General features: G+C 66.8%; 27 protein-coding genes. 19 read left to right on the top strand and 8 right to left on the bottom strand.

The window, feature by feature from the left end; all coding sequences use genetic code 11:
• The first annotated feature begins 20 nt into the window (after positions 1 to 20).
• The 5 genes from ACQUSX_RS11135 (at position 21) to ACQUSX_RS11115 (ending at position 3,868) form a co-directional block, all read left to right on the top strand.
• Positions 21 to 428: an arsenate reductase ArsC gene (locus tag ACQUSX_RS11135; RefSeq protein ID WP_428906985.1), complete on the top strand. Its 408-nt coding sequence runs from the start codon at positions 21 to 23 to the stop codon at positions 426 to 428.
• 335 nt (positions 429 to 763) lie between these two features.
• The gene (gene cmtR, locus ACQUSX_RS11130; protein ID WP_400836942.1) at positions 764 to 1,123 is read left to right on the top strand and encodes a Cd(II)/Pb(II)-sensing metalloregulatory transcriptional regulator CmtR; all 360 of its coding nucleotides are present in this window, start codon (positions 764 to 766) and stop codon (positions 1,121 to 1,123) included.
• Entirely contained in the window at positions 1,120 to 3,030 is a 1,911-nt protein-coding gene (locus tag ACQUSX_RS11125) for a heavy metal translocating P-type ATPase (protein WP_428906984.1), read from the top strand. Before cmtR ends, ACQUSX_RS11125 begins: the two co-directional genes overlap by 4 nt.
• Positions 3,027 to 3,569: a signal peptidase II gene (gene lspA, locus ACQUSX_RS11120; protein WP_400836948.1), complete on the top strand. Its 543-nt coding sequence runs from the start codon at positions 3,027 to 3,029 to the stop codon at positions 3,567 to 3,569. The genes ACQUSX_RS11125 and lspA overlap by 4 nt, the downstream gene beginning before the upstream one ends.
• The gene (locus tag ACQUSX_RS11115) at positions 3,566 to 3,868 is read left to right on the top strand and encodes a hypothetical protein (RefSeq protein ID WP_400836951.1); all 303 of its coding nucleotides are present in this window, start codon (positions 3,566 to 3,568) and stop codon (positions 3,866 to 3,868) included. Before lspA ends, ACQUSX_RS11115 begins: the two co-directional genes overlap by 4 nt.
• A gap of 196 nt (positions 3,869 to 4,064) precedes the next feature.
• Here the strand turns inward: ACQUSX_RS11115 and ACQUSX_RS11110 are convergent, their stop codons facing one another.
• From ACQUSX_RS11110 to ACQUSX_RS11080, 7 genes are all read right to left on the bottom strand, one after another.
• Positions 4,065 to 4,253 (bottom strand): hypothetical protein, encoded by a 189-nt coding sequence (locus ACQUSX_RS11110; protein WP_428906983.1) that lies wholly within the window; start codon positions 4,251 to 4,253, stop codon positions 4,065 to 4,067.
• A gap of 136 nt (positions 4,254 to 4,389) precedes the next feature.
• On the bottom strand, positions 4,390 to 4,704 hold the full coding sequence (locus ACQUSX_RS11105; RefSeq protein ID WP_400836954.1) for a metal-sensitive transcriptional regulator: 315 nt from the start codon (positions 4,702 to 4,704) through the stop codon (positions 4,390 to 4,392).
• Positions 4,705 to 4,720: 16 nt separating this feature from the next.
• The gene (locus tag ACQUSX_RS11100; protein WP_428906982.1) at positions 4,721 to 6,997 is read right to left on the bottom strand and encodes a heavy metal translocating P-type ATPase; all 2,277 of its coding nucleotides are present in this window, start codon (positions 6,995 to 6,997) and stop codon (positions 4,721 to 4,723) included.
• A 203-nt stretch (positions 6,998 to 7,200) separates the two neighbouring features.
• Positions 7,201 to 7,464 (bottom strand): YHS domain-containing protein, encoded by a 264-nt coding sequence (locus ACQUSX_RS11095; RefSeq protein WP_400836959.1) that lies wholly within the window; start codon positions 7,462 to 7,464, stop codon positions 7,201 to 7,203.
• An 18-nt stretch (positions 7,465 to 7,482) separates the two neighbouring features.
• The gene (locus tag ACQUSX_RS11090; protein ID WP_400836961.1) at positions 7,483 to 9,804 is read right to left on the bottom strand and encodes a heavy metal translocating P-type ATPase; all 2,322 of its coding nucleotides are present in this window, start codon (positions 9,802 to 9,804) and stop codon (positions 7,483 to 7,485) included.
• 51 nt (positions 9,805 to 9,855) lie between these two features.
• The gene (locus tag ACQUSX_RS11085) at positions 9,856 to 10,827 is read right to left on the bottom strand and encodes a DUF8832 domain-containing protein (protein WP_428906981.1); all 972 of its coding nucleotides are present in this window, start codon (positions 10,825 to 10,827) and stop codon (positions 9,856 to 9,858) included.
• Positions 10,824 to 11,039: a heavy-metal-associated domain-containing protein gene (locus ACQUSX_RS11080; RefSeq protein WP_400836967.1), complete on the bottom strand. Its 216-nt coding sequence runs from the start codon at positions 11,037 to 11,039 to the stop codon at positions 10,824 to 10,826. Before ACQUSX_RS11080 ends, ACQUSX_RS11085 begins: the two co-directional genes overlap by 4 nt.
• Positions 11,040 to 11,137: 98 nt before the next feature.
• Here ACQUSX_RS11080 and ACQUSX_RS11075 point away from each other — a divergent pair, with 98 nt between their 5' ends.
• The 13 genes from ACQUSX_RS11075 (at position 11,138) to ACQUSX_RS11015 (ending at position 20,183) form a co-directional block, all read left to right on the top strand.
• Positions 11,138 to 12,292 carry an FAD-dependent oxidoreductase gene (locus tag ACQUSX_RS11075; RefSeq protein WP_428906980.1) on the top strand — a complete coding sequence of 385 codons (1,155 nt, stop codon included), beginning with the start codon at positions 11,138 to 11,140 and terminating at the stop codon, positions 12,290 to 12,292.
• Positions 12,293 to 12,351: 59 nt separating this feature from the next.
• Entirely contained in the window at positions 12,352 to 12,810 is a 459-nt protein-coding gene (locus ACQUSX_RS11070) for a DUF6153 family protein (RefSeq protein ID WP_330171164.1), read from the top strand.
• A gap of 94 nt (positions 12,811 to 12,904) precedes the next feature.
• Positions 12,905 to 13,507, top strand: a complete 603-nt coding sequence (locus ACQUSX_RS11065) for a DUF305 domain-containing protein (RefSeq protein WP_330171962.1) — start codon at positions 12,905 to 12,907, stop codon at positions 13,505 to 13,507.
• Between the two features lie 161 nt (positions 13,508 to 13,668).
• A complete protein-coding gene (locus ACQUSX_RS11060; protein WP_428906979.1) occupies positions 13,669 to 14,514 on the top strand; it encodes a F510_1955 family glycosylhydrolase in 846 nt (281 codons plus the stop codon).
• A 240-nt stretch (positions 14,515 to 14,754) separates the two neighbouring features.
• A complete protein-coding gene (locus tag ACQUSX_RS11055) occupies positions 14,755 to 14,952 on the top strand; it encodes a hypothetical protein (protein ID WP_099196975.1) in 198 nt (65 codons plus the stop codon).
• Complete coding sequence (locus ACQUSX_RS11050) at positions 14,939 to 15,175, top strand: hypothetical protein (protein WP_428929970.1); 237 nt, start codon at positions 14,939 to 14,941, stop codon at positions 15,173 to 15,175. Before ACQUSX_RS11055 ends, ACQUSX_RS11050 begins: the two co-directional genes overlap by 14 nt.
• The gene (gene lgt, locus ACQUSX_RS11045; RefSeq protein ID WP_428906978.1) at positions 15,172 to 16,068 is read left to right on the top strand and encodes a prolipoprotein diacylglyceryl transferase; all 897 of its coding nucleotides are present in this window, start codon (positions 15,172 to 15,174) and stop codon (positions 16,066 to 16,068) included. Before ACQUSX_RS11050 ends, lgt begins: the two co-directional genes overlap by 4 nt.
• 55 nt (positions 16,069 to 16,123) lie before the next feature.
• Positions 16,124 to 16,285: a hypothetical protein gene (locus ACQUSX_RS11040; RefSeq protein ID WP_428906977.1), complete on the top strand. Its 162-nt coding sequence runs from the start codon at positions 16,124 to 16,126 to the stop codon at positions 16,283 to 16,285.
• A gap of 122 nt (positions 16,286 to 16,407) precedes the next feature.
• Entirely contained in the window at positions 16,408 to 17,925 is a 1,518-nt protein-coding gene (lnt, locus tag ACQUSX_RS11035) for an apolipoprotein N-acyltransferase (RefSeq protein ID WP_428907630.1), read from the top strand.
• A 128-nt stretch (positions 17,926 to 18,053) separates the two neighbouring features.
• Positions 18,054 to 18,455: a four-helix bundle copper-binding protein gene (locus ACQUSX_RS11030; protein WP_400836989.1), complete on the top strand. Its 402-nt coding sequence runs from the start codon at positions 18,054 to 18,056 to the stop codon at positions 18,453 to 18,455.
• A 68-nt stretch (positions 18,456 to 18,523) separates the two neighbouring features.
• On the top strand, positions 18,524 to 18,973 hold the full coding sequence (locus ACQUSX_RS11025; protein WP_428906976.1) for a DUF305 domain-containing protein: 450 nt from the start codon (positions 18,524 to 18,526) through the stop codon (positions 18,971 to 18,973).
• 200 nt (positions 18,974 to 19,173) lie between these two features.
• A complete protein-coding gene (locus ACQUSX_RS11020; RefSeq protein WP_428906975.1) occupies positions 19,174 to 19,764 on the top strand; it encodes an HhH-GPD-type base excision DNA repair protein in 591 nt (196 codons plus the stop codon).
• Complete coding sequence (locus ACQUSX_RS11015) at positions 19,761 to 20,183, top strand: DUF1801 domain-containing protein (protein WP_428906974.1); 423 nt, start codon at positions 19,761 to 19,763, stop codon at positions 20,181 to 20,183. The genes ACQUSX_RS11020 and ACQUSX_RS11015 overlap by 4 nt, the downstream gene beginning before the upstream one ends.
• Positions 20,184 to 20,217: 34 nt before the next feature.
• Here the strand turns inward: ACQUSX_RS11015 and ACQUSX_RS11010 are convergent, their stop codons facing one another.
• A complete protein-coding gene (locus ACQUSX_RS11010) occupies positions 20,218 to 20,691 on the bottom strand; it encodes an adenylyltransferase/cytidyltransferase family protein (protein ID WP_428906973.1) in 474 nt (157 codons plus the stop codon).
• Positions 20,692 to 20,795: 104 nt separating this feature from the next.
• Between ACQUSX_RS11010 and ACQUSX_RS11005 the strand changes: the two genes are divergently transcribed.
• Positions 20,796 to 22,097: a glycoside hydrolase 5 family protein gene (locus tag ACQUSX_RS11005; protein WP_428906972.1), complete on the top strand. Its 1,302-nt coding sequence runs from the start codon at positions 20,796 to 20,798 to the stop codon at positions 22,095 to 22,097.
• Positions 22,098 to 22,103 lie beyond the last annotated feature (6 nt).

Here is a 22,103-nt window from a genome sequence, read left to right as displayed (position 1 = left end):
CCGCACCCGCAGGAGCCCTCATGACCGACACATCCGCCAAGCCCTCCGTCCTCTTCGTCTGCGTGCACAACGCCGGCCGCTCGCAGATGGCCGCGGGATTCCTCCGCGACATCGCCGGCGACCGCATCGAGGTCCGCTCCGCAGGATCCATGCCCGCTGACCAGATCAACCCCATCGCCGTCGAGGCCATGGGTGAGCTCGGCATCGACATCACCACCGAGCAGCCCAAGATCCTGACCACCGAGGCGTTGCAGGCCTCCGACGTCGTCATCACGATGGGATGCGGCGACGCCTGCCCGTTCTTCCCCGGAAAGCGCTACGAGGACTGGAAGCTCGACGACCCCGCAGGACAGAGCATCGACGCCGTGCGTCCCATCCGCGACGAGATCCGCGCACGCATCGAGAAGCTGGTTGACGAGCTGATCTGACTCAGATGGGCGGGCGAATAATCCCCGCGGAGCATTTCTTCCGCCGACAGACTGAGAAGCTGGGTTGACCGGGGGCTTACTGGCGGTCACCGCGTCCCCGACTGACTCGCTGCGCACAATCGAGGCCGGGTTGATCACTTCGAGTTCGACTCTCCCTCGCCGTTTGCGCCAGCAGGGTGTCGCGCTCGCCTTGTTCGCGACGCCGATCTAGCGCCCCGGGGGGAGGGGGCGTAGGTCACATTTGCTCGAGCTAGCGTCCGTGGGTAGTCACACAATCCGATGCAACCAGTTGCCATAGACCGCATTAGGTCAGTAAACGCTGTATAGTTCAGTGCATGCTGACTATTGCTTCTCGCCTCGACGTCATGAACCGGCTGGGCCGGGCCATGGCGGACCCGACGCGCTCCCGGATCCTGATGACCCTGCTGAACGGGCCGAGCTACCCGGCCGTGCTTTCGCGTGAACTGGAGCTGACGCGCTCCAACGTGTCGAACCACCTGACGTGCCTGCGCGACTGCGGGATTGTGGTCGCCGAGCCGGAGGGGCGGCAGACGCGCTACGAGATCGCCGACCCGCACCTCGCGGCGGCGCTCACGGCGCTCGTGGACGTGACGCTGGCGGTGGACGAGCACGCGCCGTGCGTGGACGACGAGTGCACGGTGCCGGGTTGCTGCGGGACGGGAGCGGGCGCGTGAGCGCGGCGTGCGGCTGCGACGAGCCGGAGACCCGGGTCGGCGAGGAGGCTGAGGAGGAGCGGGAGCGTCCGTGGTGGCGGGACCGCGGGATCATGGTCCCGGTGTTCTCCGGCGTCGCCTTGGGCACGGGCCTGGTCCTGGAATGGACGGGCGCGGAGATCCCGGCGCTGGTGGCGTTCTGGATCGGCCTGCTGCTGGGCGCGTCGACGTTCACCCCGGGCGCGGTCCGCAAGCTGTTCAAGGGCAAGCTGGGCATCGGGTTGCTGATGACGATCAGCGCGGTCGGCGCGGTCATCCTCGGCTACGTCGAGGAGGCCGCCGCGTTGGCGTTCCTGTACTCCATCGCCGAAGCGCTGGAGGACAAGGCCATGGATCGCGCCCGCGGCGGGCTGCGGGCGCTGCTCAAGCTCGTCCCGGAGACCGCGACCATCCGGCAGGACAGCGCGTCCGTGGAGGTCGCCGCGAAGGACCTCCAGGTCGGGCAGCTCATGCTGGTGCGTCCCGGGGAGCGGATCGCGACCGACGGCATCGTGCATGCGGGCCGGTCGAGCCTGGACACCTCGGCGATCACCGGCGAGTCGATCCCGGTGGAGGTCGAGCCCGGCGACGCGGTGTCGGCCGGGGCGATCAACACCGCCGGTGCCCTGGAGGTCGAGACGACCGCGGCGGGCACGGACAACTCGCTGACCACGATCGTGGAGCTGGTCGAGCAGGCGCAGACCGAGAAGGGCGACCGCGCCCGCCTGGCCGACCGCATCGCCCGCCCGCTCGTGCCCGGCGTGCTGATCCTCGCCGCCCTCGTCGCGGTCATCGGCTCGCTGCTGGGCGACCCGGAGCTGTGGATCACCCGCGCCCTCGTGGTGCTCGTCGCCGCGTCGCCGTGCGCGCTGGCGATCTCCGTCCCGCTCACCGTCGTCGCCGCAATCGGCTCGGCGAGCAAGTTCGGCGTGATCATCAAATCCGGCGCGGTCTTCGAGCGCTTCGGCGTGATCCGCCACGTCGCCGTCGACAAAACCGGCACCCTCACCCGCAACGAGCCCGCCGTCACCACCGTCCTCACCGCCGACGGGGTGGGCGAGGCGCAGGCCCTGGCATGGGCAGCGTCGCTGGAGCAGCACAGCACCCACCCGCTGGCCGCCGCGATCACCGCCGCCTCGCCCGGAGCCCCCGCCGCCCTGGACGTCACCGAGCAAGCCGGGCACGGCATCGAGGGCACCCTCGACGGGGCCCGGATCACCGTCGGCAGCCCACGCTGGCTGGACGCGGGAACGCTCAAGGACCAGGTCGCGGGCCTGGAGGAGCAGGGCATGACCGTCGTCATCGTCCACCGCGACGACGTCCCGGTCGCGGCGATCGGGGTCCGCGACGAGCTGCGCCCCGAGGTCCCCGAGGTGGTCCGCACCCTCGCCGCCCAGGACGTCGGGATGACCATGCTCACCGGCGACAACACCCGCACCGCCCGGGCGCTGGCAATGCAGGCCGGGATCGAGGACGTGCGCGCCGAGCTGCGTCCCGAGGACAAGGCCGCCGCAATCAGCGAACTGGGCAGGCACGGCTCGGTCGCGATGATCGGCGACGGCATCAACGACGCCCCCGCCCTGGCCGCCTCAGACATCGGAATCGCGATGGGCGCGACAGGTTCCGACGCCGCGATCGAGTCCGCCGACGTCGCGTTCACCGGCCACGACCTGCGGCTCCTCCCGCGCGCGTTCGACCACGCCCGCCGCGGCAGGCACATCATCAACCAGAACATCATCCTGTCCCTGCTGATCATCACCGCCCTGCTCCCGCTCGCCCTGTTCGGCCTGCTGGGGCTGGCCGCGGTGGTGCTGGTGCACGAGATCGCCGAGGTCATCGTCATCCTCAACGGTCTCCGCGCCGCCCGGACGAGGAAGACCGCCTCGTGAACGCGCTGGATGCCGTCGTCGAGAGGAACCGCGGGTCGGCTGCGAGCCGCAGGAGGGCGCTCGGTCTCGCGCTCGTCGTGGCCGTGCTCGCCCTGGCCGTGGACCAGGGGTCGAAGGCCCTCGCGGTTGCGCAGTTGACTTCTGCAGGACGGATCCCGCTGATCGGCGACCTGTTCGGCCTGTCACTGGTCTACAATCCCGGAGCCGCTTTCTCGCTCGGCTCCGGGGCCGCCTGGATCTTCACAGTAGTCGGCATCCTTGCAGCCGGGACGGTGGTCGTGTTTGCCGTGCGGCTGCGCGGTGCCCGGTGGGGCATGGCCCTGGGCCTGGTGCTCGGCGGCGCGCTCGGCAACCTCGTCGACCGACTCCTCAACCCTCCCTCGTTCGGGCAGGGGCACGTCACCGACTTCCTCGCCTACGGAAACCTCTTCGTCGGGAACATGGCCGACGTCTTCGTCGTCACCGGTGTCGGACTGGTCTGTCTGCACCTCCTCACGCCGACGACCGTCGGCGGCGCACGAGCGGAAGGCAACTCATGATGATTGAACTGCTGCACATTGTCGGCTGCCCGAACACGGACATCACCGAAGCCAACACGCGCGCTGCGCTGGACACTCTCGGACTCGGGGCCGTACCTATCGAGTCGGTGACGATCCGGACCGAGGCCGAGGCAGTAAGCACTCGGTTCGGAGGCTCGCCCACGATCCTGGTCGACGGGGTCGACCTCTTCCCAACCGCACCAGTTCACTCGCTCGCGTGCCGCGTCTACGCGACTGAGAACGGCTACGCCGGAGCACCGACAGCGTCACAGATCACCGAAGCGCTGCGCTTGGTCTGATCACCTCCTGTCAAAGGTTCGGGATCGAAATGCCGACCCGTTCGATGACCGCGGCCGCGTAACTGCTGCTGTTCGCGCCGATCGCGTTGGACAAGGTGATCGCGGAGGAGATCTCCAGCCCGGTCCGGTGAGGGGGATGGCAACGGGTGAACTGCCTCCCGACCACTCAGCGCTTGATCTTCTGCCGCAGCGGGCGTCAACATGTTACTTTCGGCGTCTGCTCATCAAGGCCGGTGTGTTGCCGCCGATCCACGTGTTTCAGCACGAGCTCACGATGCACTTCGCCGCCTTGGCCGCGACGCTCGAGCGCCCCACTGGAAACAAGCCTCGCCGCTTCTACGGCGGCGACCTGCGGATCGTCGGCATCACCGGCCAGGTGGGCCATATTGCTGAAACTGCATCGCCGATACCGAGACCATGGTCGCGCCCTGTCCTTGGAAGCCTTCAACGGACAGCGGGGCCTCTGCGCGTATGAAGGTCGCGCGCGGGTGGGGTGCCACGAGTTGAGACACAGGGTCGTGTCAACGCACGAGCCGACCGATCGCTTCTGAAGCCTCGCGGATCTTGCCTTCGATGTCACTGTCGGCTCGGACAGCGTCGGTGACACAGTGGCGTAGGTGGTCTTCGAGCAGTCCGACGGCGACGCTCTGTAGAGCGCTGGTGAGTGCGGAGATCTGCGTGAGGATGTCGATGCAGTATTTCTCCTCTTCGACCATGCGGTGTACGCCGCGGGCCTGTCCTTCGATGCGCTTGAGGCGCGCGAGGTAGCGAGATTTGTCGGTGATATAGCCGTGTTCCCCGTGCTCACACACAGTTGCTTGGGCGGTGTCGGTCATGGTTGCCTCCGAGGAGTCAGGTCTTGTTGAGGATGGCGCGTGTGGTGGTCTCGGGCCGGAGGTCGAGCCGACGCAGCAGCTGCGCGTTCAAAGCGACGACGATGGTCGACAGGGACATGAGGATCGCGCCGACGGACATCGGTAGGACGAATCCGATGGGTGCAAGTACTCCCGCTGCCAGTGGCACGGAGATCAGGTTGTAGCCGGCGGCCCACCACAGGTTCTGCTTCATCTTCCGATACGCAGCGCGAGAGAGTTCGATGACGGACAGCACGGAGCGGGGATCGTCGCTGGCGAGGATCACGCCGGCGGATGCGATCGCGACGTCGGTACCGGCGCCGATCGCAAGGCCCACGTCCGCTTGGGCGAGGGCGGGGGCGTCGTTGACGCCGTCACCGACCATCGCGACCTTCCTGCCCTCCTTTTGCAGTTCTTGCACCTTGGCGGCCTTGTCTTCGGGGCGGACACCAGCGAAGTAGCGGTCGATTCCGAGGTCCTGAGCAACCGTGTGCGCCACCGCTTCGGCGTCTCCGGTGATCATGACCACCTGAACACCCAGGGCGTGGAGCGCCTCGACGGCTTCGCGGGACTCGGAACGCACCTCGTCGGCGAGCTTCAGCGCACCGATCACTTGCCCGTCCTGCACGACGTGAAGGATGATGGCGCCGTCCTTGCGCCAGCGGTCTGCCACGGGAAGCTCGCTCGCGTTCTCTTCGGTGAGCAGGTGCGGCCCGCCGACTCGGATCGTTGTGCTCTCGACGGTCGCGGTGACTCCGACAGCGGGAGAGGAGGTGAAGTCACTGCTGTGGGGAACCGTGAGGTTCTTGTCGGCTGCGGCGCGGACGATGGCCTTGGCGAGCGGGTGCTCACTGTCAGCTTCCGCGGCTGCGGCGAGGGCGAGCACCTGGTCACGGTCACCACCCTCAGGCACCGACACGTCGCTCACGATCGGCTCTCCCTTGGTGAGGGTTCCGGTCTTGTCGAACAGAACGGTGTTGACGGTGCGCATGCTTTCCAGGGCGAGCCTGTCCTTGACGAGCACTCCGCCCCGTGCGGCACGCTCTGTGGCGATCGACACGACGAGCGGGATGGCCAGGCCGAGTGCGTGGGGGCAGGCGATCACGAGGACCGTGATGGTGCGGATCACGGCGGCGTCGGGGAAACCGATCACGGTCCACACGATGGCGGTGATCGCGGCTGCTCCGAGGGCGAACCAGAACAGCCAGCCTGCCGCGGTGTCGGCGAGGCGCTGGGCACGCGAGGAAGAGTTCTGAGCCTCAGTCACGAGACGTTGGATGCCGGCAAGAGTGGTGTCGTCGCCGGTCGCGGTGATCTCGATACGGAGCCCGGAGTCGGTGGCGACTGTTCCGGCCGTGACGGTGTCGCCGGTTGATCGGGTGACCGTGCGGGATTCTCCGGTGACCATGGACTCGTCCATGGAGGCTCGCCCGTCGATGATGCGCCCGTCAGCGGGGATGCTTCCTCCGGGGCGGACCACGACGACATCGCCCACCAGGAGATCGGCTGGCGAGACGGTGACGACCTGCCCGTTCTCGATGCGCTCGGCCTTGTCGGGCAGGAGAGCGGCCAGTGAGTCCAGTGCGGAAGTGGTCTGGGCGAGGGAGCGCATCTCGATCCAGTGACCGAGCAGCATGATCACGATCAGGAGCGCCAGCTCCCACCAGAAGTCGAGTTCGTGATGGAGCACACCCAAGCTCGCGCCCCAGGAGGCGAAGAACGCGACCGTGATGGCCAGCCCGATGAGGAGCATCATCCCGGGCTTGCGGGCACGGAGCTCATTGACGGCACCGACGAGGAAGGGACGCCCACCCCAGACGTACATCACTGTGCCCAGCAGCGGGGACACCCATGTGAGGCCGGGGATCTCAGGAAGGGTGTAGCCGAGGATCATCGCGAACATCCCGGACAGGGCCACGGTCGGGATGGCGAGGATCAGCATGACCCAGAACAGGCGCCGGAACTGACCGACGTGGTCACCATGCCCGGAGTGGTCCATCCCGGCGTGATCGGCGTGACCGGCATGCCCATGCTCGGCGTGGTTCATGCTGGTGTGGGCAGTGTGGTCGACCTGTTTCGCCCCCTGATGCGCGCTGTGATCCATGTGGCCGGAACCGTGCGCGTCGCCGACGTGTCCGCTGTCCTCGGACCGTGGATCCGTCACCGCCGGTGTTCCGTGTCCGGTGTGGGCCATGTTGTGGTCGTGTGTGTGCGCTTCGCCGTGGGAGGTGGCGTCGGCGGGTCCGTGATGATGGTGGGCGTGCGGATCAGTCATTGCTGGCGTACCTCGTTCGGATCAGGTGTCCCGGCCTGTTCTGGCCTGATGAGGGTAACGATATACCCCTGGAGGGTATTCCGCTACGGTTTTCGGTCCGCGCCGTGGAACCCGCGTCGCTCCCGCGGATCGACTCCTGGTCGGGATTCTCTCGCCTACGGTGGGGCCACAGTCAAACACCGTGGCCCCACCGCGGTGGACTCTTACGCCGGGGTGGCCGCGTACTTCGCCGGGTCGGCGTCGAAGAGCGGGCCGCAGGCTGCGCAGCAGAAGTAGTAGCGGGTGCCTTCGTAGTCGCGGAACAGGCCGGCGGCTTCGGCGTCTGCCTTGACCACGGTGCTTCCGGTCATCACGGGACATTCAGCGAGGTCTTCTGCGGACGGGGCGAGGAGGTCCTTGCGTCCCTCTGCGTCGACGGCGGCGTGGTGGTTGTGGTTGCAGCAGGAGCCTGTGGAGTTCTCAGACATGGTGTTTCTCTTTCGCTATCAGTGGTGTGTTCCGACGGTGACTGCCGTGGTCACGGCTTCCCGCGTTTGGCGGGCCTTCGTCGGAGAGGGGTCCGCCGCCTGGCTGCGGAACGAGCGCAGGCGGAGGCTGTTGCCGACGACGAAGACGCTGGAGAAAGCCATCGCCGCGCCGGCGAGCATCGGGTTGAGCAGCCCGAGCGCGGCGAGCGGAATCGCCGCCACGTTGTATGCGAACGCCCAGAACAGGTTTCCCTTGATCGTGCCCAACGTCTTACGTGACAAGCGGATCGCGTCCGCTGCGCTGCGCAGGTCGCCGCGCACGAGCGTGATGTCGCTGGCTTCGATGGCGACATCAGTGCCGGTGCCCATCGCGAGCCCGAGGTCGGCTTGAGCGAGCGCGGCGGCGTCGTTGACGCCATCACCGACCATCGCTACGATCTTCCCCTCTCCCTGCAGGCGGGTGACGACGTCGACCTTGTCCTTGGGCAGCACTTCGGCGATGACTTCGGTGATTCCGACCTCAGCGGCGATCTGCTCCGCCACAGCGCGGTTGTCGCCGGTAAGCAACACCGGGGTCAGGCCCAGGCGTCTGAGCTCGGCGATGGCTTCAGCGCTGGTGGGCTTGACCGTGTCGGCGACGACGAGTATCCCGCGGGCCTGCCCGTCCCAGCCGACCGCAACAGCGGTCTTGCCCCGACGCTCCGCATCCGCTTTCGCCGCGGCGAGGGCGGCGGGGAGATGCTGTGACCAGTCCGAGAGGAGCGATTCCCGTCCGACGAGCACTGCGTGCCCATCGACGACCCCTTGCACGCCCTTGCCTTCGATGTTCGCAAAGTCTTCCGGAGTCGGGAGCGGGCCGACCGTTTGGGTGGCCGCCTTGGCGATGGCCTGGGCGATGGGGTGCTCGGAGGCGTCCTCGAGGGCCCCCGCCAGACGCAGCACGTCCTCACGGTCAACACCGTCAGCTGTGTACACGTCGGTGAGCGTCATCTTCCCGGTGGTGACCGTGCCGGTCTTGTCCAGCACGACTGTGTCGACCTGGCGGGTGGATTCGAGGACCTCGGGTCCCTTGATCAGGATACCCATCTGCGCGCCGCGTCCCGTGCCCACCAGCAGCGCGGTCGGGGTGGCGAGTCCGAGTGCGCAGGGGCAGGCGATGATGAGCACGGCCACCGCAGCGGTGAATGCGGCGGCCGTGGGGAACCCTGCGCCCAGCCAGACTCCGAGAGTTGCCACGGCGATGGCGATCACGATCGGGACGAAGATCCCGGAGACGCGGTCGGCGAGTCGCTGAACTTCGGCCTTGCCGGATTGGGCGTCCTCGACGAGTTTCGCCATCTGGGCGAGCTGTGTGTCGGCGCCGACTCTCGTGGCGCTTACGACCAGCCGCCCGCCGGCGTTCACGGTCGCGCCGGTGACGGCGTCGCCTTCGCCGACCTCGACCGGCACGGACTCGCCGGTGAGCATGGACGCATCCACGGCAGAGGTGCCGGAGAGGATGATGCCGTCGGTGGCGATCTTCTCGCCGGGGCGCACGACGAACTCGTCACCGGCCTTCAACTCGCTGGTCGGTATGCGGGTTTCCACGCCATCGCGCAGAACGGCGACATCCTTCGCACCCAGCTCCAGCAGGGCACGAAGGGCCGCGCCGGCCTGACGCTTGGAACGCTTCTCGAAGTAGCGGCCGGCGAGGATGAACGTCGTCACCCCGGCGCCGACTTCGAGATAGATGTTCGCGGCCCCGTCGCTCGGGGTGACGGTGAACTCGAACGGGTGCGTCATCCCGGGAACGCCGGCGGTGCCGAAGAACAGCGCATACAGGGACCACAGCAGCGCCGCGAGGGTTCCCATGGAGATGAGGGTGTCCATCGTCGCCGCACCGTGGCGCAGATTCGTCCAGGCCGCTTTGTGGAACGGCCATGCTGCCCACACGATGACGGGGCCGGCCAGTGCGAGCGACAGCCACTGCCAGTACGTGAACTGCAGGGCGGGGATCATCGCCATCGCGACGACCGGAACGGTGAGCGCGACCGAGGCGATCAGGCGGTTGCGCAGGCTCACCAGCTCCCTGTCCTGAGGTTCCTCCTCATCTACGCTCGAGGAGGGTTCGGTCGGTGTGGGGAGCGCTGCGGAGTATCCGGTCTTCTCTACTTCGGCGATGAGCACCGCCGGGTCGATACCTGCGGGCGCGGTGACCTTGGCCTTCTCGGTGGCGTAGTTCACGGTCGCGCTGACCCCATCGAGCTTGTTCAGCTTCTTCTCGATGCGCATCGCGCACGATGCGCAGGTCATGCCACCGATTTCCAGCTCAACGCTGGTGTCGGACCGCGTGCCTGTCATGATGATCTCCTTATCGGCAGTTCGTGCAAAGGGTGAGACGACCTGGACTGCTCAGTGGCCGTCGTGTCCGTCGTCGGCCGTCTCCGATTCGGTGCCGGTGGCGGCTTCTTTGCCCTGCTTGGGCGGTGCGGTATCGAGCACGAATGTCGCCGTGCGGACCTGCCCTGCGACCTGGAAGTCGAGGTACAGCAGGTAGCGCCCTTCCGTGGGCGCTTCAGCCGTAAATGTGATGCCAGGGCCAGCCGTCTCCTCAGGCTTCGGTGCCTCACCGTGTGCATGCACGTGGAGGTAGGCCAGGTCGCCCTCACGCAGCGCGACCAGGTGACCGAAGGCGCCGAGATACGGCTGCAGCTCGGTTACCGGCGCACCGTCCCGGGTGACCTCGAGCGTCAGCTCGCTGCCTTGTCCACCGACGAGGTCGCCGGACACCGTCACATCGAAACCGTCGACGGAGTCACGCGTCCTCACCTCTGTCGGCGGTGATGAAGTGGTTGCTCCGGCGACATCGACCGTTCGCGAGAGGGTGGCGGTGGTGCCATCGGCAGAAGTGAAATCCGTGTAGACGCGGTACGTTCCCGCCGAGTCCCACACCCACGGCATCGACCAGGTGCCGGTGCTGGCATCGAGAGTGGGATGCACGTGCCGGTACTCGGCCCCGTCGCTGCGCACCACAATCAGGTGCAGCTGCTGTCCGTGCGCGGTTTCATACTCGGTGACCGGCGCGCCGGCCGGGCCAAAGATCTCGAATGCGAGTTGTCCGCTGGTGCCCGCCTGCCTCGGCGCGCGAAGCGCGCCGAGCCGGAACCCAGATGCGGCCAGTGATAGTCCGTTCATGCTCGCCTTCTCAGCGGTTGTGTTCACGTCGAGGTCTGCCGCACCATGCGTCTCATGCGGAGCCGCCCCAGACTCCGCCCAGGAGGCGACCGTGCCGTCAGGAATGACAGCGTCGCCGGCGACGTAGGCGGCACCGAACAGCACAACCAGAACCGCGCCGTACGCACTCAGCCGGCTTGCGGTGTTCATCGGGTCCGAACCGCCTCATAACCGGCCTCCTCGACCGCAGCGAGGACCTTGGCGTCGTCCAGAGGCTGTTCGCTGGTGACGACCAGCCTTCCGCTCTGGGCACTGACATCGATGCCCGTCACGCCCGCGAGCTGGCCGACCTCGCCACGAATGGCGACCTCGCAGTGGCCGCAGCTCATGCCGGAAACCTGATATTCGCTCGTGTTGCTCATCGCTGATCCTTCCTCGGTCCCAATACCCCGGTGGGGTACTGTTACGCTCAACTGTATACCCTCCTGGGGTATTCCGGTCAAGGGAGAGGGAAACGGGAATGACGGAAATTCTGATCGTCGGAGCAGGAGCTGCCGGGCATTCTGCTGCCTCGACGCTGCGGCGCGAGGGATTCACCGGCTCGATTCGCCTGCTGCATGATGAACCCGGTTCGCCGTACAACCGCACACTGGTCGACAAGGGCATCCTCCCCGGCCTGCTCACCCAAGAGCAGGCGGGGTTGCCCATCCGCCACGTGGAAGGCCTGGATCTCGTGCCGGGCCGAGCTGTTGCAGTCGACCCGGCTGAGCGGTCGGTGCGGCTGGAGGATGGACGCGAGCTCGGCTTTCGGCAGTGCCTACTCGCTGTGGGGAGTGCACCGCGATCCGCCCCGGATTCGCCATTGAATGGCGTCTTCCCGTTGCATCGTGCTGCCGACGCACTGCGCATCCGCGATCATGTCGCCGGCGACTTCGCTGGTCGATCCGTGACGGTGCTCGGCGCGGGTCTGATCGGCACGGAAGCGGCGAGCTTCTTCGTCGCCGCGGGAGCGGAGGTGCACCTGGTCGCGCGATCGGACCTTCCACTGGTGGCGACGCTCGGCATCCCGATCGCCACCCGACTGCGGGACCTGCACCGCGAACACACGACCTTCCACGGTGGACGGGCGGTGACCTCGCTGCGCCGCGCCAGCAACGGCGGCGTCGAGGTGCGCCTCGACAGCGGCATCACATGGGAGTCCGACCTCGTCGTCACCTCTCACGGCACGACACCGGCGACGGGGTGGGTATCAGCGGGAAGCACCGCCGGCATCGGCGTCGACAGGTCGCTTCGAGCTGACGCGCTTCCCCGCATGTATGCGGCCGGCGGCGCGGTGTTGTATCCGTGGGGAGACGGAACTCGGGTCCGAGTTGACCACTGGGACGATGCTGTCGCACAAGGTGCTCACGTCGCCCGGAGCATGCTCCACGATCTGAGCATGGGCGAAGATCCGGGGCCCTACCGCCCGGTCAGCGGCTACTCGGTGAGCATGTACGGTTCCTCGCTCACAGGCGTCGGCATTCGTGCACCGGGGACCCGTGCCCGAACGGAGACGGCCGCGGAGGGCGGCCTGGTCACGACGTTCGCCGAGTCCACCGGCGGCGTGACGGGCGCTGTCGGCTGGAAAGCAACGCGGGCGATCCAGGCACTCCGCCAGGGCATCATCGGCGCATAAGTGTTCCCAGCGGCGTGCTAAAGGAGGATGCTACGGTGTGCACCGGACGGAGGTAGAGCATGAATGTCGCGCGCCGCGGCTTGCGCCCGCAGATCTCGCTGCGTGGAGCGCTCCTGCTCGCGACGGCTGCTCTGACAATCATCGTCGGGCTCTTGGGCATGCACACCTTCACCGCCGACGCGGCCGGTCACCGAACCGCCGCACCTGCGCACGCGGTTTCCGAGAACAGCATGCACTCGTCCGGGAACGCGCAAAGCGATGGGACGGCGGCCCCCGCCACGTCGGGGCTCGCCGTATGCGATGACGCCTGCATGTCCGGCCCCGCGGGTGGGCACGCGGACATGATCACCGCATGCGTTCTTGCTCTTCTTGCTGGCCTTGTGCTGCTTCTGCGTCCCGGGTTCTCGTACCGACTCGGGCCTCCCCTGATGTCGATCCTCCCCAGGCTCCGGCCGGGCGCCGCGCGCACACTGAGCCGCGCCCCGTCACTGACCCTTCTTTCGATCAGTCGTACCTGAGCGGTCGACATCGGCGCCGTGCCGACATGCAGCACCGTCCCGGACGGGCGGCAGCTGCGTCGACCCTTTCTCAGACTGAATCGAAGGAACGATGATGAAGAAGCTCCCCCTTGCGCTGAGCACAGGCGTGCTCAGCCTCGCCCTGGTCCTTACTGGCTGCACGGACGCGTCCGCCCCCACCGGAGAGGCAACCTCGTCGTCCGAGGCACCGAACGCGGCGGCGACTGAAGCGGACGAGATGTTCGTCACCATGATGATCCCGCATCACCAGCAAGCCGTTGAGATGTCGGACATGGTCCTCGCGAAGGACGGCCTGGATCCGCGCGTCGCGGATCTCGCCGAGCAGATCAAACAGGCCCAGGGCCCCGAGATCGACCGGATGCGCGGCTGGCTTGAGGATTGGGGCGTCGAGTACGACCCTGACGCCACCGAAGACATGGATCACGGGTCCATGGGCGGTTCGATGGACGGGATGATGTCCGAGGAGGACATGGCCGCGCTGGAGAGCGCAGACGCTGCCGAGGCCAGCCGTCTGTTCCTCGAGCAGATGATCAAGCATCACGAGGGCGCCGTCGACATGGCAGAGACGGCCCTCGAGGACGCGAAGAATCCGGATGTCCTCGAGCTCGCTCAGCAGGTGATCGACGACCAGACGGCCGAGATCTCCACCATGCAGGCACTCCTCAGCGAGCTCTGAGACCGCGGGGTGGGTCGGGCCCGAACCGACCCACCCCGCTCTCACGCCCCTGACGCGCACACCTCATCTCAGCCGCCCGTCACTCTCCTGACGCTGAACCCACGCGTTCGAGTGTTCCGAGATTGACCACGTCGGCGACCATCCGCCCCACGGAGCCCCTCATGAATCGCCCCATCCTCTCCCTGACAGCCCTCTGCATCACGGGCGTCGCACTCACCATCACCGGCTGCACTGCGCAAGCTGACGAGCCCGCCGCCGTCCCGCCGACCATCGGCCATATTCACGGCGTCGCTGCAGACCCGCGAGGCGAGGACCTCTTCATCGCCACGCACACCGGCATCTTCACCCTCACCCCGTCCGGGACAGTCGCTGGACCTATCGGCGGTCACGACTTCGATGCCATGGGATTCACGGTCCTGGACGACACCTTGTTCGCCTCCGGCCACCCCGGGATGGAAACGTCCGCTGAGCTCGGGGCCCCAAACCTGGGGATCATTCGCAGCGACGATTTCGGTGAAACCTGGTCACCTGTAGCGCTCAATGGCAGCGCGGACTTCCACGTCCTCACCGCAGGCCCCGATGGGACGCTCTACGGATTCGCGTCGACCGAGGTGGAACTGCTGATCAGCGTGGATGAGGGCCGCACCTGGACCCCTGGCGCTTCGTTCGCCGCCGCAGACCTCGCCGCCACCGATGACGGTCTCTACGCCGCCACCGAAGCGGGCCTGCAGGTCAGCACGGACCAGGGCCGGACATTCACCCCGGCCACGGGAGCGCCGGTGCTCTACACACTGGATGCGGCCGCGGACGGCTCGCTCGCCGGTGTCGGCACCGACGGCTCCGTGTGGTCGCAGGGCCCGGACGGGGCCTGGCAGAGTCTGGATACCGTCCAGGGTGCCGCGCAGGCGTTCAGCGTTATCGGGGAAGACAGGTTCATCCTCGTCGACGATCGCGGCGTGGTGGAGATCACCCCCGATTCGGCTCGCGTTCTCTCCCCGGCCCGCTAACCCACTTACGAGTCCGAGTCAGGAGATGCACATGGACCGTCCCACAAGTCTTCTCAAGAATCCGGCGTTCTTCATCACGGCCGGCACGCTCCTGGTCATCGTGCTGACGATCGCCAGCTACTTCCTGATCGGGGGCATGTTCGGATGAACCGCCTTCCCGTGTGCCAGACATGTTCACCACACGCCGACGACCATGCCCCATCGACGCCCCACCCTGCGAATCGCGGGCACCGAAGGCTCGTGCGTCTCGGGTGGGCGCTGTTGTTCATCGGCCCCGCGTTGACCGTGATGCACCTGATCATCGACGCTCAGCGCGGTGGCGCTGGCACCGTCTGGACGTACACGATCCTCAGTGGCGAGGTGGGGGTCATCGCCACGATCATCGGTGTCGCTCTCGTGTTCCGGGAACCTCGAGGGGCGCGGCATGATTCTCGATGACCTCTGGATCAACGCCCTCTGGTCGATCATCCCGACTCTCGCGATCAGTGCCGTGTTCTGGTTCGTCTTGCGGGGGATCCTCCGCGCCGATCGCAACGAACGAGCAGCGTACGCACGAATTGAGAAAGACCTCCGCGCGGAACGAGCAGCCCAGGCCGCCGCCGCACACAGCGGTATGGCTCCCGGCTCCGACACGGGCGATTCGCAGGCGGAGCCCGGATGACCTCAATGTCGATCCCGAGCCCCAGCACCAACGGTATTGAGCTCGGCCCCTTCACGGTCCGGTTCTATGCGCTGTTCATCATCGTGGGCATCATCCTCGCTGTCTGGTTGACCGCGCGCCGTCTGCGTCAGCGAGGAGCGAAACCAGGAGTCGTCGTCGACATCGCTCTTTGGGCCGTACCGATAGGCATCGCCGGAGGCCGCGTCTACCACGTCATCACTCACCCTGGGGACTACTTCTATCCGGGCGCGAATCTGTGGCGCACCCTGTTCGTCTGGGAGGGTGGTCTCGCGATCTTCGGCGCCATCCTCGCTGGAAGCCTCGGCGCATTCATCGCCTGCCGCCGGGCGGGGCTGCGGTTGCTGTCTTTCGCTGATGCGCTGGCCCCCGGGCTATTGATCGCTCAAGCGGTCGGCAGGTTCGGCAACTACTTCAACCAGGAGCTCTTCGGCACACCGACAGACCTTCCGTGGGGGCTGCAGATCGACCCGACCAGTCCGGCCTTCCCGCCGGGAATGGCGCCGGACACCCTCTTCCACCCTTTGTTCCTGTATGAGATGGTCTGGAACCTCGCCGGCGCAGCCCTCATCCTGACGATCGAGCGAAAGACCCCTCTTCGATGGGGGAGGGCCATCAGCCTCTACCTGGTGATCTACGGCACCGGCCGGGCCTGGTTCGAATCATTCCGCATCGACCCGACGGAGTTCGAAGTGTGGGGGCTCAAGGTGAACATGCTGACAGCCATACTCGTCGCTGCAGGAGGCCTGGCCCTGTTCCTCATCCAGACCCGCCGCCACCCGCATCCCGAGCTCTCGCCGTACCGCCCCGTCGATTTGGAGCACGCCTTCACACCACAAGGAGTACCTGATGACACGATCCAGAGAGAATCCTGATCCCGCACGGAACTATCGACTGCGGAGGCGTTTCCTTCGAGCGGGTCAGGCCGTCATGGTGATCGGCGCGCTCATCGCCATCATCCACTGGCTCAGCCACCTGGAAGCGTTCGGGCCGGGGCAACCCGAAGGGTGGATCGACCTTGTTGCCGGTTACCCGATGGCGATGCTCCTCATCATCGTGGGTGCCGTGGTCTCCAGCCGAAAACCCACATGACCAGCGGTGTGAGCGCGAAGCTGCCGTCGCCGCCTCGACTGCGCCTGATCGGCCGCACGTCCCTGGCAGGGGGAGCGTCGGGCTGGCAGGAGCCTCGTGAGGTGGTTCGGTCACGCCCGGTCATGCCGTGCTGGCTGGCAGTCATCACGGCGGCGGCGGCGGGGGTCCTGATGGACCTCGCTTACCCCGCTGCAGGCGTCTGGCCCGCCGCATACATTGCCACAGCGCTCGTGCTGCTGGCCATGATCGGCCGTAGTGTCGCCGGCTCCCTGGCAGTGGGGGCTGTCTTCGGGCTCGTGTTCTACGCCCTCTTGGTGTTCTGGACATCCCGCTACCTCGGTCCGATCCCCTGGATCGCCTTGAGCGCCTTGGAAGGGTTGTTGACCGCGCTCGGATTGATCCCGATCGCCCTGGCCTACCGCTGGCTGCCTCGAGGGATTCCCCGGCACCTAGGACGCCACGTGCTGTTGCCTGCGCTGGTGGCGGCGCTGTGGACCGGACGCGAGGTCGTGCTCGGAACGTGGCCGTACGGCGGGCTGCCCTGGGCGCGGCTGGGAATGTCGCAATCTGAGAGCCCGGTCGCAGCGATCTCTTCGTGGGTGGGCGTGAGCGGCCTGAGCTTCCTGATGGTGTTCGCCGTGGCCGCAACCGTCGAGTGCGCCCGCACTCGTTCCTGGCGGCAGCCTGCGTGGGTTGCCGTTCCGGCGTCCGCAGTCGCGATACTGCTGCTGATGCCGGCATTCCCGACCGCCGCTGCAGGATCGCTGCGGATCGGTGCCGTCCAGGGCAACGGCCCGTCCGGGTACTTCGATGAGCGCAAGCCGTGGGGCATCGTCGATGCGCAAGCGGCTGCCACCGACCCGTTGTACGGAGAGGACCTTGACCTGCTGGTTTGGCCGGAAGGCTTGGACGCCGACCCCTTCCGGAACGAGTACCTCGCCAGCTACCTGACCGGCATCAGCGGGCGTGCTGGTGCACCGCTGCTGGCGAACGCCGCCACCACCGATGGATCTGCGCTCTACAACACCTCCTTCGTCTGGGACCCGAGCATCAGCCCGGCACCTGAACGCGAAGATCTGCAGACCTACGACAAACGCAACCCGGTTCCCTTCGGGGAGTACGTGCCTGACAGGGATTTCTACAACGCTCTGGCCCCGGACCTCGTGGGACTCTTGCAGAGGGACTACGCCGCCGGCACTGACACACCTGCGGTCTCCATCGACGGGGTCCAGGTCGGGCTCGCCATCTGCTTCGACGTCATCTACGACGAGATGATCAGAGAGAGCGTTCGAGCAGGAGCCCAAGTCCTCGTCTTCCAGACCAACAACGCGGACTTCCGCGGCACCGACGAGAACCTGCAACAGCTCGCCTTCGCCCGAATGCGAGCGATCGAAGCCGGCCGCACGGTCGTCAACATCTCGACGGTCGGAACAAGCCAGATCATCCGCTCCGACGGCGCGACGATCAGGTCACTGCCCGCAGGCGTGGAGGGCGTCATGGTCGAGAACGTGGAGCTACGCACAGGGACCACCCCCGGCGTGGCCTTCGGCACAGCCATTTCGCAGCTACTGCTATGGGCCGGGCTGGCCGCCCTCACCGCCGCAAGGTTCACAGCTCGCCGCCGCATCCGAGGCCGCTAGCCGGGACACCTGCTGACCAGGCCACAGACCGCCGCCGCTGGCTACCATGCCCCTGGAGGGTATTCAAGGCCCTCATGGTCGGTCCCGGTGCGGCGTAACGTCAGGCACTCCTACGAAAGGAGTCCACCATGACTGCGACCGCGGAGATGCTCCGCACCTATCCCCGCGACCTCGGGCACGTCGACCAGCAGGCTCTCGCCGCCTGTATCGACGCGTGCCTGGAGTGCGCTCAGGCCTGCACCGCCTGCGCAGACTCTTGCCTCAGTGAGGACATGGTCACCGAGCTGACCAAGTGCATCCGCACAAACCTCGACTGCGCAGACCTCTGCGAAGCTACCGCCCGAGTCCTGTCTCGCCACACCGGATATGACGCCAACCTCACCCGGGCGACGTTGGAGGCCTGTCGCAAGGCCTGCGCCAGTTGCGCCGACGAGTGCGAGAAGCACACCATGCACGAGCACTGTACCGTGTGCGCTGAAGCCTGCCGGCGCTGTGAACGGGCCTGCTCCGCACTGCTGGAGGCGCTGTGACAAGCCACAACATGCACGGGAGCGACAAGGCGCACACACCCGCGACCAGCGAACAAGAGCATGGCGGAATGGCGAGCTACCTCAAGCTCGCCATCTCGCTCGCATTGAGCTTCGTGGTGATGTACTTCCTCACCTTCGCGATGATCAACGTTCTCGGTGACCTCTTCCTCAACATCAGCAACCTCTACATGGCACTGATGATGGTGTTCCCGATGGGCATCATCATGATCGCAGTGATGTGGAAGATGTTCCCCAACACGGTGCTGAAAATCGGCCTGCTCGTCGGTTTCGTCGTTCTCTTCCTTGTTGCGTTCTTCATGGGGCGAGCAGAAGCATTCGTAGGCGACGACCAGTTCCTGCGCTCGATGATCCCCCACCACTCGCGGGCGATCCTCGTGTGCGAGCAATCGACGATCACTGACCCCGAGATCGTCGAGCTTTGCGGGCAGATCGTCTCGTCCCAACAGCGGGAGATCGACCAGATGAAGCAGATCCTCGAGCGGCTGAACACGCCCTGAACAGAAACACACATGCGTGTTCATCTGCTGGTCGGGGTGACCGTCTGGTCGCTGCGTCTGAGTAGCAATACTTCTCCGATGAATACTTCTCTCCGCCGACACGCTTCGCGCGGACGGATGCGGCCACGCCGTCCGTGCGAAGCGCACATCTCCGCGGCAAGCGCACGCCGCGCCGGCGGCGCGGGTGCGACACTGATGTCATGGCCCTTCACATCACCGGAGACACCGCCGCCGACGAACTGCTCACGGACAACCCGCTGGCGCTGCTGGTGGGCATGCTGCTCGACCAGCAGGTGCCGATGGAGACCGCTTTCGCGGGACCGCTGAAGATCAAACAGCGCACCGGGGCATCGGATGCCACGGCGATCGCCTCCATGGATCCGGACGCCTTCCTCGAGGCGTTCAAGCAGACCCCCGCCGTGCATCGGTTCCCCGGGTCGATGGCGACGCGCGTGCAGACGCTGTGCCAGACCCTGGTCGACGAGTGGGACGGCGACGCCGAGGCATTGTGGACGCAGGGCGACCCGGACGGCCGCGAGGTGCTGAAGCGCCTCAAGAAGCTGCCGGGATTCGGTGAGCAGAAGGCGAAGATCTTCCTCGCGCTGCTCGGCAAGCAGTACGGCTTCACCGGAGAGGGCTGGCGCGACGCATCCGCCCCTTACGGCGACGAGGGCGCGTATCGCAGCGTCGCCGACATCGTCTCGCCCGAGTCGCTCACCAAGGTGCGCGAGCACAAGAAGGCCATGAAAGCCGCAGCGGCTGCGGCGAAGAGCGACAAGGCGACGAAGTGAAGCCGACTGGCGGAAGCGTCGGGGCTTTCATCGCGGCCGTCACACCGGCGCGCCGGCAGCGGGATGCCGAGACGCTGGCCGCTCTGCTGCAGGAGGTCTCCGGACGTGAACCCGTGCTGTGGGGCACGATCATAGGCTTCGGCAGCTGCCACTACCGCTACCCCACCGGCAACGAGGGCGACATGCCGCTGCTCGCGTTCGCACCGCGCAAGGCCGCTTCGACGATCTATCTGGAATCCACCGCGGAGTACGCGAACGACCTGGCCCGCCTCGGTCCGCACACGACGGGTGCCGGTTGCCTGTACATCAAGGATCTGGAGCAGGTCGACCTCGGCGTGCTGCGTGGCATACTGACCCGCTCGCTCGCGTGGTCCGAGGGCGGCGGCAGCGAGGGCGTTCAGCTGACGGAGATCACCTGAGCGCCGAGCGCGTCAGCCGCCCGCCCACCGGAGTTCAGCCGCGAGAGACCCGCTCGGCCTCTTTGGCTGCGACGATCTTGCGCAGGCCGGAGCTCGAGAAGCGGTGGTTGCGGCTGTTGAAGTACAGCTCGATGCCGGCCTCTTCGCAGTACTCGCGGCCGGTGAAGTCGCGATCCTCGTACTCGTCGCCGACGATGCGCACATCGAGCTTGAATGAGCGGAGGATGTCTTCGAGATCCTGCTCGGTCGAGTAGGGCACGATCTCATCGACGTACTCGCAGCCGCGCAGCTGGATGTAGCGCTCGACGACCGTCTGGGTCGGAGCGTTCTTCTCGGGGCGGTCGAGCGTCGGGTCCATCTGCAGACCGCAGATCAGGTAGTCGCACTGCCGCTTCGCCTCAGCGAGCATCATGATGTGGCCGGCGTGCAGCAGGTCGAAGGTGGAGAAGGTGATCCCCACGCGCGGACCGGGGTTGTAGTCCTGGTGCTTCTTCGGCATATCCGTCATCGTCGTCCTCTCAGGGGGTTGCCCTGGAGAGTCTATGTCGCCAGCCTGTGCGGCCGTGACCGTAGCATGGCGGTGAATGCTCTCAACGTGACGAAGGGACCGCGATGTCTGCGCCACTTCTCGATGCGCCGCTGCGCTTCGGGGCGAACTACACGCCGTCGACGAACTGGATGCACTCGTGGCTGTCGCTGAACCTGGACGACGTGCGCCGTGACTTCGCGGGACTCGCCGAGCTGGGGCTCGACCACCTGCGGATCTTCCCGCTGTGGCCGGTGCTGCAGCCCAACCGAACGCTGATCCGCGCCGAGGCCGTCGCCGATGTGCGCGCCGTCGTCGACGTGGGCGCGGAGTTCGGTCTGGACGTCAGCGTCGACGTGATCCAGGGGCACCTGTCGAGCTTCGACTTCATTCCGTCGTGGCTGTACACCTGGCACGACAAGAACATGTTCACCCACCCGGATGCCCTCAGCGGCCAGGTCGCGCTCGTCGAGCGTCTCGCGCAGGAGCTCGGCGATGCGAAGAACTTCCTCGGGTTCACCACTGGGAACGAGACGAATCAGTTCTCGGCATCCGTGCATCCCGCTCCCTGGCCGGTGACCATCGACGAGGCCGCCGGCTGGATCGCCGCCCTGCTCGACGCGGCCGACTCGGCCGCGCCCGACCAGGAGCACGTGCACAGCGAGTACGACGCCGCCTGGTATCTCGATGGGCACGGTTTCACGCCGGCGCTGGCCGCGCGGCTGGGAGCGATGACGACCGTGCACTCGTGGATCTTCAACGGGACGGCCCAGCGCTACGGCGGCCGCTCGGCAGCATCCGATCGCCACGCCGAGTACATGATCGAGGTGACCCGCGCGTTCGCCACGGACCCGCAGCGGCGCACCTGGCTGCAGGAGGTCGGCGCGCCGTCCAACTGCCTGACCGACGACGAGATGCCCGGCTTCCTCGAGGCGACGGTGCGCCATGCGGCGCGCACCGAGAACCTCTGGGGCGTGACCTGGTGGTGCTCGCACGACGTCAGCCGCACGCTCGCAGACTTCCCCGAATTGGAGTACTCGCTCGGGCTGATCGATCAGTCCGGTGCCGCCAAGCCGATCGGCAGGCGCTTCGCCGAGATCATCCCCGAGCTGCGTGAGAGGAGGGCGGCGCCGCCGCGCCCGCTCGGCATCGTCATCGAGGTGGACGCCGAGGACACCCCCGTCAGCCGCGGCGCCCTCGCACCCGGCGGGCCGATCTTCGAGGCGTGGGTCGCCGCCTGCGCCGACGGCGTGAATGCCGCGTTCGTGACCTCGAAGGACGCATCGGATGCCACGGCGCTCGCCGCCCGCGGGATCACCGAGTTGGTGCATCCCGATCTCTCGCAGGGCGTCGCGACGTACTCGTCGAACAACACCGTCGTCGACTGACCTGTC

The sequence above is a fragment of the Microbacterium alcoholitolerans genome (assembly GCF_050408615.1).
Taxonomy (GTDB): Bacteria; Actinomycetota; Actinomycetes; order Actinomycetales; family Microbacteriaceae; genus Microbacterium.
Note: the sequence above shows the minus strand (reverse complement) of the source record. Positions and strands in the feature narration are given on the sequence as shown.

Coding starts and splice junctions, on each gene's coding strand:
- ACQUSX_RS11135 (WP_428906985.1), top strand. CDS start 21: ATGACCGACACATCCGCCAAGCCCTCCGTCCTCTTCGTCTGCGTGCAC.
- cmtR (WP_400836942.1), top strand. CDS start 764: ATGCTGACTATTGCTTCTCGCCTCGACGTCATGAACCGGCTGGGCCGG.
- ACQUSX_RS11115 (WP_400836951.1), top strand. CDS start 3,566: ATGATGATTGAACTGCTGCACATTGTCGGCTGCCCGAACACGGACATC.
- ACQUSX_RS11110 (WP_428906983.1), bottom strand. CDS start 4,253: ATGGCCCACCTGGCCGGTGATGCCGACGATCCGCAGGTCGCCGCCGTA.
- ACQUSX_RS11105 (WP_400836954.1), bottom strand. CDS start 4,704: ATGACCGACACCGCCCAAGCAACTGTGTGTGAGCACGGGGAACACGGC.
- ACQUSX_RS11100 (WP_428906982.1), bottom strand. CDS start 6,997: ATGACTGATCCGCACGCCCACCATCATCACGGACCCGCCGACGCCACC.
- ACQUSX_RS11095 (WP_400836959.1), bottom strand. CDS start 7,464: ATGTCTGAGAACTCCACAGGCTCCTGCTGCAACCACAACCACCACGCC.
- ACQUSX_RS11090 (WP_400836961.1), bottom strand. CDS start 9,804: ATGACAGGCACGCGGTCCGACACCAGCGTTGAGCTGGAAATCGGTGGC.
- ACQUSX_RS11085 (WP_428906981.1), bottom strand. CDS start 10,827: ATGAACACCGCAAGCCGGCTGAGTGCGTACGGCGCGGTTCTGGTTGTG.
- ACQUSX_RS11080 (WP_400836967.1), bottom strand. CDS start 11,039: ATGAGCAACACGAGCGAATATCAGGTTTCCGGCATGAGCTGCGGCCAC.
- ACQUSX_RS11075 (WP_428906980.1), top strand. CDS start 11,138: ATGACGGAAATTCTGATCGTCGGAGCAGGAGCTGCCGGGCATTCTGCT.
- ACQUSX_RS11070 (WP_330171164.1), top strand. CDS start 12,352: ATGAATGTCGCGCGCCGCGGCTTGCGCCCGCAGATCTCGCTGCGTGGA.
- ACQUSX_RS11065 (WP_330171962.1), top strand. CDS start 12,905: ATGAAGAAGCTCCCCCTTGCGCTGAGCACAGGCGTGCTCAGCCTCGCC.
- ACQUSX_RS11060 (WP_428906979.1), top strand. CDS start 13,669: ATGAATCGCCCCATCCTCTCCCTGACAGCCCTCTGCATCACGGGCGTC.
- ACQUSX_RS11050 (WP_428929970.1), top strand. CDS start 14,939: ATGATTCTCGATGACCTCTGGATCAACGCCCTCTGGTCGATCATCCCG.
- lgt (WP_428906978.1), top strand. CDS start 15,172: ATGACCTCAATGTCGATCCCGAGCCCCAGCACCAACGGTATTGAGCTC.
- ACQUSX_RS11040 (WP_428906977.1), top strand. CDS start 16,124: ATGGTGATCGGCGCGCTCATCGCCATCATCCACTGGCTCAGCCACCTG.
- lnt (WP_428907630.1), top strand. CDS start 16,408: ATGCCGTGCTGGCTGGCAGTCATCACGGCGGCGGCGGCGGGGGTCCTG.
- ACQUSX_RS11030 (WP_400836989.1), top strand. CDS start 18,054: ATGACTGCGACCGCGGAGATGCTCCGCACCTATCCCCGCGACCTCGGG.
- ACQUSX_RS11025 (WP_428906976.1), top strand. CDS start 18,524: ATGGCGAGCTACCTCAAGCTCGCCATCTCGCTCGCATTGAGCTTCGTG.
- ACQUSX_RS11020 (WP_428906975.1), top strand. CDS start 19,174: ATGGCCCTTCACATCACCGGAGACACCGCCGCCGACGAACTGCTCACG.
- ACQUSX_RS11010 (WP_428906973.1), bottom strand. CDS start 20,691: ATGACGGATATGCCGAAGAAGCACCAGGACTACAACCCCGGTCCGCGC.
- ACQUSX_RS11005 (WP_428906972.1), top strand. CDS start 20,796: ATGTCTGCGCCACTTCTCGATGCGCCGCTGCGCTTCGGGGCGAACTAC.